Annotated in this window: 9 protein-coding genes, 3 tRNA genes and 1 pseudogene; 8 read left to right on the top strand and 5 right to left on the bottom strand. The window is 42.2% G+C overall.

Features of this window, described 5'->3' with window-relative positions:
• A pseudogene (locus F909_RS14845) lies at positions 1-747 on the top strand (agmatine deiminase); the annotation flags it as partial.
• A 120-nt stretch (positions 748-867) separates the two neighbouring features.
• Here the strand turns inward: F909_RS14845 and F909_RS14840 are convergent.
• From F909_RS14840 to F909_RS14830, 3 genes are all read right to left on the bottom strand, one after another.
• Positions 868-944 (bottom strand) — tRNA-Arg (locus F909_RS14840).
• A gap of 46 nt (positions 945-990) precedes the next feature.
• Positions 991-1,067: transfer RNA gene (locus F909_RS14835), tRNA-Arg, on the bottom strand.
• An 11-nt stretch (positions 1,068-1,078) separates the two neighbouring features.
• A tRNA-Ser gene (locus F909_RS14830) sits at positions 1,079-1,168 on the bottom strand.
• A gap of 259 nt (positions 1,169-1,427) precedes the next feature.
• On the opposite strand from F909_RS14830, the gene rnr reads away from it, so the two are divergent.
• The 5 genes from rnr to F909_RS14805 all read left to right on the top strand — a co-directional run bounded on the left by rnr (position 1,428) and on the right by F909_RS14805 (position 7,362).
• A complete protein-coding gene (gene rnr, locus F909_RS14825; protein ID WP_005147064.1) occupies positions 1,428-3,866 on the top strand; it encodes a ribonuclease R in 2,439 nt (812 codons plus the stop codon).
• A gap of 87 nt (positions 3,867-3,953) precedes the next feature.
• Positions 3,954-4,541 carry a hypothetical protein gene (locus F909_RS14820; RefSeq protein WP_005147066.1) on the top strand — a complete coding sequence of 196 codons (588 nt, stop codon included), beginning with the start codon at positions 3,954-3,956 and terminating at the stop codon, positions 4,539-4,541.
• Positions 4,542-4,617: 76 nt separating this feature from the next.
• A complete protein-coding gene (locus F909_RS14815) occupies positions 4,618-6,657 on the top strand; it encodes a M3 family metallopeptidase (RefSeq protein WP_032877770.1) in 2,040 nt (679 codons plus the stop codon).
• 38 nt (positions 6,658-6,695) lie between these two features.
• A complete protein-coding gene (locus F909_RS14810; protein ID WP_004660391.1) occupies positions 6,696-6,902 on the top strand; it encodes a YheV family putative metal-binding protein in 207 nt (68 codons plus the stop codon).
• Positions 6,903-6,912: 10 nt separating this feature from the next.
• On the top strand, positions 6,913-7,362 hold the full coding sequence (locus tag F909_RS14805; RefSeq protein WP_005147069.1) for a hypothetical protein: 450 nt from the start codon (positions 6,913-6,915) through the stop codon (positions 7,360-7,362).
• 49 nt (positions 7,363-7,411) lie between these two features.
• On the opposite strand, the gene F909_RS14800 is transcribed toward F909_RS14805, so the two are convergent.
• Entirely contained in the window at positions 7,412-8,326 is a 915-nt protein-coding gene (locus F909_RS14800) for a DMT family transporter (RefSeq protein WP_005147070.1), read from the bottom strand.
• Positions 8,327-8,440: 114 nt separating this feature from the next.
• On the opposite strand from F909_RS14800, the gene F909_RS14795 reads away from it, so the two are divergent.
• Positions 8,441-9,220 carry an AraC family transcriptional regulator gene (locus F909_RS14795; RefSeq protein WP_005147072.1) on the top strand — a complete coding sequence of 260 codons (780 nt, stop codon included), beginning with the start codon at positions 8,441-8,443 and terminating at the stop codon, positions 9,218-9,220.
• Positions 9,221-9,310: 90 nt separating this feature from the next.
• The gene (locus F909_RS14790; RefSeq protein ID WP_005147073.1) at positions 9,311-10,192 is read left to right on the top strand and encodes a DMT family transporter; all 882 of its coding nucleotides are present in this window, start codon (positions 9,311-9,313) and stop codon (positions 10,190-10,192) included.
• A gap of 54 nt (positions 10,193-10,246) precedes the next feature.
• On the opposite strand, the gene F909_RS14785 is transcribed toward F909_RS14790, so the two are convergent.
• Complete coding sequence (locus F909_RS14785) at positions 10,247-12,451, bottom strand: TRAP transporter large permease subunit (protein WP_005147084.1); 2,205 nt, start codon at positions 12,449-12,451, stop codon at positions 10,247-10,249.
• Positions 12,452-12,563 lie beyond the last annotated feature (112 nt).

Below are 12,563 nucleotides of genomic sequence, written 5' to 3' on the forward strand. Positions count from 1 at the left end.
ATTACTGGTGGTATTGGCGGTGGTGAAGGTGGTCCTCTTGGTGCAATCACTGGCATCATCGGTGGCATCACGGGCGGAATCGGCGGCGGTGAAGGTGGTCCTTTAGGCTCAATCTCTGACATCCTTGGTGGCATTACTGGTGGAATCGGTGGTGGTGAAGGTGGTCCTCTTGGTGGAATCACTGGCATTATCGGCGGTATCACAGGTGGTATTGGTGGCGGTGAAGGTGGTCCTTTAGGCTCAATCTCTGACATCCTTAGTGGTATCACTGGCGGTATCGGTGGTGGCGAAGGTGGTCCTTTAGGCTCAATCACTGGCATTATCAGTGGAATCACTGGCGGTATCGGTGGTGAAGGTGGTCTAAGTGTGATTACAGATATTCTTGGAACCATTAATAATGGTGCAAATAGCGGAGACGTTATCGCAGGAATTGCTCAACCGATTCAAACCGTCATTAGCAGTGGTAACATTGCTGTAGATGCCTTACAAGATCATGTCAGTACCCTATTCAGCGATGGCTCATTAGAAAGTATCAATAATCTAATCAGTGTAAGCGTTGGCAATGGAGATTACAGTGCTCACGGAAGCTTGGATGGAATTTTAGATGCGTTGACTGGCACAGTCACTTCAGGCATCGCAGTGGGTGAACCGAATCCAAATGGTGGTTCGTTAACCGATCTTATTTCTCTTCCATCAGCTTTAAACAATTTGACCGACCATCTATTCAGCTCAGTCAACCATTTCTAAATAGACCAACTAAAAAGCCGCTGATTTCAGCGGCTTTTTTTATATTTATCATATAGTTCATATTCAATCAAAAAACTTAGGCACAAAAAAACCGCAATTAAGCGGTTTCTTCTATTAAGTTGGTGCGCTCAGAGAGATTCGAACTCCCGACCCCTTAGTTCGTAGCCAAGTGCTCTATCCAGCTGAGCTATGAGCGCATTACTTATCTGCCTATTTAGGCGTGTGTTACTTTAAATCTTTACTTGGTGCGCTCAGAGAGATTCGAACTCCCGACCCCTTAGTTCGTAGCCAAGTGCTCTATCCAGCTGAGCTATGAGCGCTTTAAGTAAAGTGGCGGTGAGAGAGGGATTCGAACCCTCGGTACAGTTACCCGTACGCATCCTTAGCAGGGATGTGGTTTCAGCCACTCACCCATCTCACCGTAACACGAGCGCAATAATACAAACTAAAACCACATTACACAAGGGATGTTCCTATTTTTTTCTCCTTTTTTAAACCAATCAAATGTTTTTTAACCAATTCTTGTATTTTTTCAGCATTTTTTGCCTCAACGCTTGTTAATATAGTGTTCTCTCCTTTATTCAGATTGGGCAATAAACAGAATCTTGCAATCTTTGACGTGCAGTTAAAGTTTGAATGACTTATGCTAAACCGATCTGCCAGATGTGAAATGAAACGATATGACTACAAATTGGGTTGATCCCGAAGCAAAAGCAGAAGCGCAACGTTACGATAATCCTATTCCTAGCCGAACTCTTATTCTAACTACACTAGAACAATTAAAAACTGCACAGTCTCATGCGGAGCTGGTTGACCACTTTAATATCCCAGATCAAAAAAGTATTGATGCATTGAATCACCGTTTAAGTGCCATGGTGCGTGATGGGCAACTTATGAAGGATGGTTTTAAATACCAGCCTGCAACTGATTTGCCAAGCCATGAAGCAACGGTCTATATCAATAGTAAGGGATTGGGTACTGCCAATATTGCAGGTCAGGATGATATCCTTTTACCAGAACGTGAACTGCGCCTAGTTTTTAATGGCGACCGCGTTAAAGTGCGTCAGACTTCGGTTGACCGTAAAGGTAAGCCTTGGGGCTTTATTACCGAAGTGGTACAACATCGCGTCAAACAGATTATTGGTAAATTGTCTGAGCATGAAGGCGAATACTTTATTCAACCAAGTAATCCAAACCAGCACCAACCCATTACCTTAGAAAAAGAATTGATTGAGCATGCCAATGCTAAAGTTGGGGACATGCTTCGTGTCGCAATTGATGACTATCCAACACGCGAAGAGCTGGCGACAGGTCATATCGTGCAATCGATGGCGGATAAAGCAGACACAGAAATTATCATTCCACAAACAATTCTAGAATTTGGTCTACCTTACGAATTCCCAGATGCCGTGGTGAAAGAAGCTGAAAGCTTCAAGGAGCCATCGGCAAAAGATCTAAAAGGACGTGTTGATCTACGTGATTTACCGCTGGTCACCATTGATGGTGAAGATGCACGTGACTTTGACGATGCCGTATTTGCAGAAAAACGTGCAGGTGGTGGTTATCGAGTTGTCGTCGCAATTGCTGATGTCAGCCATTATGTGCGTTTAGACTCTCCATTAAATGAAGAAGCAGAAGAACGTGGTACATCGGTTTATTTCCCGCACTTTGTATTGCCCATGCTGCCAGAAGCGTTATCAAATGGCTTATGTTCTTTAAATCCACATGTTGATCGTCTGTGTATGGTCTGTGATTTAAAACTGTCTCGTACTGGTAAAGTCACAGGTTATGAGTTCTACCCTGCGGTGATGCACTCTAAAGCTCGTCTGACCTATACCCAAGTGGGACAATATTTTGAGGGAGTAACCAATGCGATTCCTGAAGATAAGAGCATTCATAAGTCACTCAATACACTCTTCCAGCTTTATCAAACACTAAAAGGTCTACGTGCTGAACGTCATGCAATGGAATTTGAAACCATTGAAACCTATATGACCTTTGACGAATTAGGTGGGATTAAAGAAATCTTGCCACGTAGTCGTAATGATGCGCATAAACTCATTGAAGAATGTATGCTGCTGGCCAACGTTGCTGCGGCAGAATATGCGTTAGAGCATGATATTCCGATGTTATATCGTGTGCATGAAGCACCAGAGTTTTCACGTATTCAGAAAGTGCGTGACTTTGTGAAATTGCTTGGTTTGCCATTCCCTGAACAGCCAACTCAAGCAGATTATCAAGCCGTCATTGAAGCGACCAAAGATCGTTTAGATGCACCAAGTATTCATGCGGTGTTGTTACGTTCAATGATGCAGGCTTACTATGGCGCGAAAAATTTAGGTCATTATGGCTTGGCATATGAAGCCTATACCCACTTTACCTCGCCGATTCGTCGTTACCCTGATTTATTATTACACCGTGCCATCAAAGCGTATTTAGACAAGAAGGCCTATCCACTGTCAGGCGCAGCTTTAGATGATGCTGGTGAACATTTCTCTAAAACAGAGCGTCGTGCCGATGAAGCATCACGTAGCGTTACCATGTGGTTGAAATGCCATTATATGCAACAGCATATCGGTGATGAGTTTGTCGGGATCATTAGCGCTGTCACCGAATTTGGTCTGTTTGTCACACTCAAAGATTTATATGTCGATGGTATGATCCATGTCAGCCAATTGGGTGATGACTTCTTCATTTATGATCAAGCAAGTCAAAGCTTGGTCGGTCAAAACCGTGGACAATCCTTTAGTCTCGGTGATGAAGTGAAGATTCAAGTTGCGGGTGTGAATTTGGAAGAGCGTAAAATTGACTTCCAGTTGGTTCAACAACTCACCCATTTAGGCCGAGTCATTCGTCAGAAAGCACCGCGTACTGCGAATCCTTCTAGCTCGAAACGTGCTTCAACAACTGAAGAAGTATTTGGCAAACAGCCCTCTACTACTCAATCCAAAGTCAGTGAAGATGGTGAGAAGCCTGTACGCAAGAAAAAGGATAAGAACAAACCAAGTTCTTATACCAAGAAGCCTGCAAAAAAAGCTTCGGCTAAGCCTGAAAGCAAAGACAAGGCCAAGAAAAAAGTGAAAAAGAAAAAGTCTAACGCGAAAGCAAAGGCTGAGTAATTTTTACAAAATAAGAGAGCTTCGGCTCTCTTATTTTTTGTTATATAATGAATAGATAGAATATTTCTAAATATAAATAAAATCCGAATGACTCACTACCGCATCACAAAATATTATTACCACCATTACTTTTCTATTCTCTTCTTCTTTCTCGCAATCGGTGCTGCTATTTCTGTATTTTGGAGTGATTTTTCACCTAGCTTTACAGTAGAAATTGTCGCCTTAATCATTGCATGTTTTCTCTATGCCTTACTCCTCATTTATTTTCTATACTTGAAAAAGAAACAGGAATGGGTAATTCCTAGACAATGGCAGAAAGTACAAAAACAACCTAAACATTATGCTTTATTTATTTTCCCTTTATTCATTATTCCCGTACTCTGGCTCAACTTGGCTGGTACGCTTCCAATGATTTGGACGTATATCACTGGAAATTCGGAAATAATAGAGGCATCAGCAATTGCCGAAAAAAAGCACACGAGACATGAGAATATTTATTTTTTTAAAACAGCTTATTCCGACATACCGATCTTTAGAATGACATCGACTGAATATCAAGCGTATAAAAACCATCAACTCAAATTAAAGCTGTCTACCCGTCATAGCTCATTCGGTACATATGTAATGTCGATTGATGAAATTCAGGTCGCAACGCAAAACCCAACGAATAAATAATCAATCAACCTTGATTTCTCCCCTCCGAAGCCCTACATCTATAACTATGTTTAAAGATGAATATGGCAAAAATACAATGACACTCCAGCAAGCGACACTTCCCGTTCCTCAATTTGATCAAATTCAACTTGCCGACTTAAAACAACAAATTGAACAGACCATTCAAAACGGCCAAAACTTTCTCAATCAACTCAATGAGGTTCCTCAAGGCACTGAAGCCCAACTAGCAACATTGACCGAAGTTGATCAACTTGAAAATAATATGAGTGAAGCATGGGGGATTTTGTCACATCTCAATGCTGTGATGAACAATGCCGAAACCCGTGAGGTGTATCAGGCACTGCTACCAAGTTTAAGTGAATACTATACGCAGCTTGGGCAACACACGGCACTGTATCAAACCTATCAACAGATTCATGATAGTGCTGTATTTCAAACACTGAGCGAAGCACAACAAAGTGCGATTAAACTGGCTCTACGTGATTTCAAATTGTCAGGTGTTGCACTCGAAGGTGAAGCTAAAAAGCGTTATGCAGAAATCTCAGCACGTTTATCTCAACTGTCTTCAGATTTCTCAAACCATGTATTAGATGCAACACAAGCCTATTTTAAACCTCTAACGGAAGCGCAACTCAAAGGCCTGCCACAAAGCAGTGTTGAACTGTTAAAACAATACGGACAACAACGCGAGCTTGAGCAAGCTGTTGCCACACTCGACTTCCCTGCTTATTTTGCCATTTTGACCTATGCTGAAGATCGTGAGTTGAGAGAAGAGCTGTATAAGGCTTACGTTACCCGCGCATCAGAACAATCTGACCAAACAGAATTTGATAATACCCCAGTGATGGAAGAAATCCTCAGCTTGCGTCAGGAAATGGCTCAGTTGCTAGGTTTCAACAATTATGCAGAATACTCACTTGCCAGCAAAATGGCACCAGATGTTGAAACAGTAAATCAATTCTTAGTCGATTTGGCAGAACATGCGCGTACGCCAGCACTGGCTGAAATTGCAGAGCTCAAAACCATTGCACAACAAGATGGTATCGAGGAACTCAAACCTTGGGATGCAACCTATTATTCTGAAAAGTTGAAACAACAACAGTTCAACCTTTCGCAAGAAGCACTTAAACCATATTTCCCTGCACCGAAGGTGGTTCAAGGTTTATTTCAGATCGTACAACGTCTTTATGGTATTCAGATTGTCGAACGCCAAGCCCCTGTGTGGCAGAATGATGTCCGTTACTTTGAAATTGAAGATCAAGGTCAAGTGGTGGGTGGTTTCTACTTCGACTTATACGCACGCAATGGCAAACGTGGTGGTGCATGGATGAGCGGTTTCCGTTCTCGTGTCCAAACAGCCAATGGCCTGCAAAAACCAATTTGCTATATGGTGTGTAACTTTACCCCACCAATTGGCGATCAACCTGCCCTGCTTACCCACGATGAAGTGATTACCTTATTCCATGAGTTTGGACACGGCTTACATCATATGTTGACCGAAGTAGATAACATCTCGGTGGCAGGTACACACGGCGTGGCTTGGGATGCTGTTGAATTACCAAGCCAGTTTATGGAATTCTGGGCATGGGATAATGAAAGTTTAGATGTACTCAGCGAGCACACCGAAACCAAACAAACGTTGCCACAAGAATTGCTATCCGCGCTGTTGAATGCACGTTTCTTCCAGTCTGGTATGCAAACTTTACGTCAAATTGAGTTTGCTTTATTTGACCTGACAATTCACCGCCAAGCACCAGCATTAAACAGCCAGCAAATCCAAGCGACTTTAGATGATATTCGCAGTAAATTTGCGGTTGTGCCTGCTGTTGCTTATAACCGTTTCCAGCACAGTTTTAGTCATATTTTTGCAGGCGGTTATGCGGCCGGCTACTACTCGTATAAATGGGCGGAAGTTTTAGCGAGTGATGCTTTTGACCGTTTCGAAAATGAAGGTATTTTTAATACTGACACTGGAAAAGAGTTTAGAAAGTTTATTCTAGCAGTTGGCGGAAAAGATACAGCACTTGATGCGTTTCGCAATTTCCGAAAAAGAGAGCCGAAAATAGATGCGTTATTACGTCATCAAGGTTGGACGAACACAGATAAAACCGCTTAAACTATGTCATTATTATTCACAGGGTGTAATTAACTGACATGAAAAGACAGTTCATCGCGGGCGCAAAATGCCCTAAATGTGGCGCCTTAGATCGTGTCGTTAAGATCATCACTGTGGATGACGAGTGGATTGAATGTATCGAATGTGCTTATAGCGAAAAACGCCCGACCCACGTGGAAGAGCAACAACCCGCTGAGCCAGATGAAATTGGGGTGATACAATTCAAACCTCGTCATTTTGACTAGAAGGTTAAAAATGATGTCCACATACCAAACTGAAAATTCCAAATTATTATGGATGATAATTGCTGGAATGAGTGTTGTAGTGGTGCTATTCCTTGCTGTCCAATGGTTTTTAGCACAAAAAGACCAGCAAACAAGTACTACCACAACTCAGCCTGTTGCCACAAAAACCGTTGCAACACCCGCAGAACCAACAACCACAGCCACTGAAGAAACCGCAGCAACAAGTGCTGTTGCAGAACCCATCCAATTGGTTGAAGCATCAATCATTAAGGATCCAATTCCTGCCAATGATGCTTTAGCGAAAGAAGAAATCGCAAAGTTGGATGACATTCATCAACAACTGCAAGACCAGCAACATGATTTGAAACAGCAGAATAGCGATGTTGATACATTACTCAAGTTGAAAGAAGATCAAATTAAACTCTTGGAAGCCCAAATCGCTGCACAGAGTAAATCTTAAAAAAGAAAAAGCTTTAACCTCGGTTAAAGCTTTTTTGTTCGCAATCTGGTTAATCTAAAATTTGCTTCGCGTCTTGCTTCAACTGGATGGGTTTCTGAATGGTTTGGGCAATCAAGATACCCATTAAGGTTAATCCCCCACCAATGTAATGAAACATCTGCAAATGCTCTCCCAATAAGGCCATGGCAATCAATGCCGTAAATAAAGGCAATAGATTCATAAAAATACTGTTACGATTCGGTCCTAAATGTCTTACCCCTTCAATCCACAAATAAGACAACAACACCGAAGAAAAAATACTGGCATATACAATCAGGGGAATGGTCTGTTGGTTCAACTGTATGTCGTTGGCAGGCAAAAATATAAAAAATGGCAATACATACATAATGGCAAAACTGGATTGTACGAAGTTAGATTGCCAAGCAGGAATCGGCATTTTCCAGCGTTTCAGCAACACACCATATAAAGCATAGCCTGCTGCTGCAATCAACATCAAACCATCACCGAGATGAACGCCTTGCTGCCAAATATTAATAATTGAACCATGACTCAGTAGGTACAAGATGCCATAAAAAGAGAGTGCCCCACCAAACAACATGCCATAACTGATACGATCTTTCAGCATTAAACTACTCAAAATCATGGTCAGTAACGGAATCAATGCAGTTACAATCGCCATATTGGTTGCGGTGGTGGTCGATGCCGCTTGATAAGACAAAAACTGAAATAAAGACACCGAAAGAAAACCTCCCAACGCCAATTGCTTCCAATATTGCTGAATAGTCTTCCGATTTTTCCAGACAGGAATCAGCACAAAAGTACTCATCACAGTAAGCGCCAGCACCAGACGATAAAAAGTAATCGCCACAGGAGAAATAGCATGACTGGCCATTTTGGAGACCACTACATTTCCCGCCCAAAATAAAATGGCGAATAATGGATAAAAGTAAGCTTTCTGAAACATGAACTAGACCTATACATTGCGGTATCAATCATGCTAAAAAATAATCGAATCATCATTTCTCGATAATAAGACGACTTCTATCGAGAAAAAGACAATAGGTTTGAGAGACTTGAGATGGGCAAGAACTTTGAACATGGATTCTTAGATTATCCAGTGTATGCGTTTTCTGAAAACTACCCACATGGACATATTGAAGATTGGCATAGCCATGATCGAATCCAATTAATTCATACGCTATCGGGTGTGATCCGTGTTCAGACCCATGAAGGGATCTGGATTACTCCACCTGGGCGTGGCGTCTGGATTCCAGCGCAAAAACCACATGCCCTACTCAGTAGTGGCGACGTCAAAGCCCGAGGCGTTTTTATCGAAGTTTCACTTCAAACCAATACGCTAGATCAATGTCGCGTTGTTGCAATTCCCGCCTTATTAAGAGAATTGATGAGCAGTGCCATGCAGATACGGACGAGTATTCAGACGAACAGCCGTAATGAACGGTTACTGCAACTGATTCTAGATGAAGTTCGGTTATTGCCCACACTCGCCTTCAATCTACCTGATCCTCAAAATCCAAAACTTCAGCAGCTATGCCAAAGGATTAAAGATAATTTAGCGCAGGAGTGGAACCTAGAAGACACAGCAGAGCAACTACATATGAGTAGTAAAACGCTGGCACGTCATTTTCAAAAAGAAACAGGACTCCATTTTTCCCATTGGGTCCGTCAAGCCAAACTCATGCAAGCCATGATCGACTTGGGCATGAACAAACCCGTGTTAAATGTCGCACTAGACCTAGGTTATGACAGCCCGAGCGCATTTAGTGCCATGTTTAAGCGTGAAACCAGCATGACACCGAGCGACTATCTCAAACAGTTTTCTGAAACATATGCTTGAATCCCTGTTTGAGGTATTCAGGTGAATTTGCATTCCTTTCCCCTGTATAGAAGCATAAAATAGGCATACTCACCCAATACAATCATCACTATGGACACGCCTCACGCCAATCGCAACCTTATCCTCGCGATTGGTTGTCTCACCCTTTCCGCCCTGCTTTTTTCAGTGATGGGAATCTGTATTCGTTACGCCTCACATACCGTGGATAACTACACTATTGTATTTTTCCGTAATGTGGTCGGGCTGATCCTGTTCCTCCCTTTTATTTTGAAGCAAGGAACAAGCTTTGTAAAAACAGAAAAACTCTGGATGCATACATGGCGCAGTATTGTTGGACTCGCAGCCATGTATGGATTTTTCTATGCCATTGCCCATTTAAAGCTCTCTAATGCCATGGTGTTTACCTATTCCTCTCCGATTTTTATTCCTTTAATCGCGTGGCTGTTCCTCAAAGAAAAAGTCACTACGGCGATGCTGTTTGCCGCGGGCTTGGGTTTTATTGGCGTATTCTGTGTGGCAAAACCTGATCAAGGTTTACTGAATTGGATTTCAATTGTAGGCATCAGTTCAAGTTTATTAGCATCAATGGCCTTTGTCACAGTTCGCGCTCTAACGCAAACTGAACCACCTGAACGCATCGTATTTTATTTCTGTTTTATTGGTTCATTGCTGTCTGTGATTCCGATGTTTTGGGTCTGGCGGCCTTACCATTTACATGAATTGTTTTTTCTAATTGCAGCTGGCGTACTGGCCAATGTCAGCCAGATTTTTATGTCTCATGCTTATCGTCTTGCACCTGCAGGGCAAATTGCACCCGTCAATTATGTTGCGATTATCTTCGCTGGAATTTGGGGCTATTTGCTTTGGAATGAAATCCCCGATCTTTCCAGTATCGTTGGTTTCGGCATTATCCTCTTGGCCATTGTGTTATGTAGTCCATTAACACGGAGAGAAAAGAAATTCACTCAATAACCAATCCTGCATAGAATAAAAAAGCACCCGAAGGTGCTTTTTTATTTTCAACATTTAGTGTTTATACCAGCCAAACATTTGGAAGATATATGGTGCGTAGGTCACCAACACCAAAGATGAGAACAACACGATAATCGGCAATAACCAACGCTCATAACGGAAGTAGAAACTGGTGTATTTCTCTTTCGCTTCCCTATCAGCCGCCGAGACTTCCTCATCCCCGACGGAGAGTCGCGTCAGTAAGTGGTTCAAGGCAACAGGCGGTGTCACATAACCAAATTCGAAGGCAACCAGTACAATCATCCAGAAATGGATTGGATGGATACCATTCTCGTAAGCCACAGGTGCAACCGTTGCAGCAACTAAAATCACCGCGCCAAATGGATCGGTTGTCATACCAATAATGGCAAGTAACAGCGCAATAAAGGCAAGTGAAATATAGATATTACCTAAGTGCGTTGGCAATAACTCAACCACTTCGGCACGCTCGATTAAACCACCAACGCTTGCAGACAATGCCATAAGCAGGATTAATGCACCAATGTGTCCAACCGTTTCTGATGTTGCAAAACGTAGCGCTCCACCAAAACCAAGCGTCTTGCCACCATGTGGATCATGTGACTTCAAGAATTCTGATTTCTTTTCATGCTCACGAACCAGTGCTTCATGCTTAGCATCAACAACTGGTGCAGGTGCAAGTTTTGCTGCAAATAACTTGTCAAACAAGATCATTGCAATCAATACCAACGGTAAAATCATTGGCGCAGTGAATTCATTGATTGAGGTATCTAAAGCAAGCTTATAGAACATCACCACAGCAAAACCAATGATCACATAAGGAATCACCGGTACACATGCACGTAACATTCCTGGAACTGCAACTTTAGGCGAGTTCACACGGAATTTTTCTTCAGCAAGAATTAAAGACACACCAAGGAAAATGAATGCTGTTAGCCAGAATACATAGATACCATGATCAAATAACTCAGTCGATGTTACATGACGGCTGTCCAGCATCGAGATCAAGATCACCAATAGACATGGGCGAATGACCACACCCAAAGAACCCGACATGGCAGATACAGCTAAGGCATATTGGCGGCGAGCACCAGAATTCCAGACTTCTTTATAGATGATTGCACCCGCTGCAATAACGAAAATACCGGAAGCACCTGTATATGCTGTTGGAATCGCTGCTGCAATCAAGATTAACCACGTTAAGGTTTCAGGCGCCAAGTTCCATGGACGTAGGATGTTTAAGAATAAATCCATCACACGTGTTTGAGTAAGCAACATACCTGCCCAAATAAACAATGCAAGATTTAAGAAAATCCCAGAGAACTCAACCAAGATACCTAAGTAAATCCCTTGCCCCATTGGATAATCCATGAAGAAGGTAAATACAATTCCTGTCACTAAAGACATGAACGCGTACAATGGCACACTAAGTAAAGCTAAACCAAAGTTCCCCTTCGGCTGAGCGGTCTTCGGAATAAAGATAAATTGGAAAATACTAATAATGGTCAGTGATACAAATAGTGCAATCCACAACCAATATAAGACAGTTGTTTTACCAGCAACCTCTACCCCAGAATTCAATACTGAGTGATATTGGCTGACAACTGAATAGCTGAGCAAGGCATTACCTGCAACCATCAACGCCGAATAGACACGGAAGTCAATTTTGGTTTTTGGCGCACGTAAACCGATGTGATGGTAACGCAAAGATGCTGTAATTGAAGCAAACAACACCATGATTAATAAAATAACAGTTTGGTTTTCAGACCCCAGTTTAAAGATGCCAAAGAAGGTTGTTTCAACTTTACGATAGGTACGAATGCTTGGATGAGCTTCCAAATGCTTCATTGCTTTATCATAGAATTGATATTTTTCTTCACACTGTTGCTGTGCTGCAAGTAACGATGCACGCACATCAGATTCAGAAGCCGCACCAAACATACTGGCAAATTCATCGGCAGCATTGGCTTTCATCTGCTCTTGAACTTGTGCATCAATGTTAGGATGTCGATCACAAGATGGTTTTTCAGGTTCCGCACGTAAAAATGAGTACTGCATCCCTGTTGTTTGATCACCGTACAGACGCTCCCCCATACGAAGCATCTGACCGTGAATCATCTCGCCTGTACCAATAAGCAAAGTCATTAGCAACAAAGCAAGAATGATGAATGTTGATATCCAATCATTCCAGATATAGCCTAACCGGGCTAATCCGGATTTATTCTCTTGATCATTTTGCATGTCTATTCCAGTTTATTGTTATCAACATCCATCCAAAGATGTTGAATCATGCGATGTCCATGGTTGATAGATAAATGAATTTACCCTCTTCTTAACCAATCCCTTTTTAACC

Origin of the sequence: Acinetobacter sp. ANC 3929, from assembly GCF_000369405.1 — a bacterium.
Lineage (GTDB): Bacteria > Pseudomonadota > Gammaproteobacteria > Pseudomonadales > Moraxellaceae > Acinetobacter.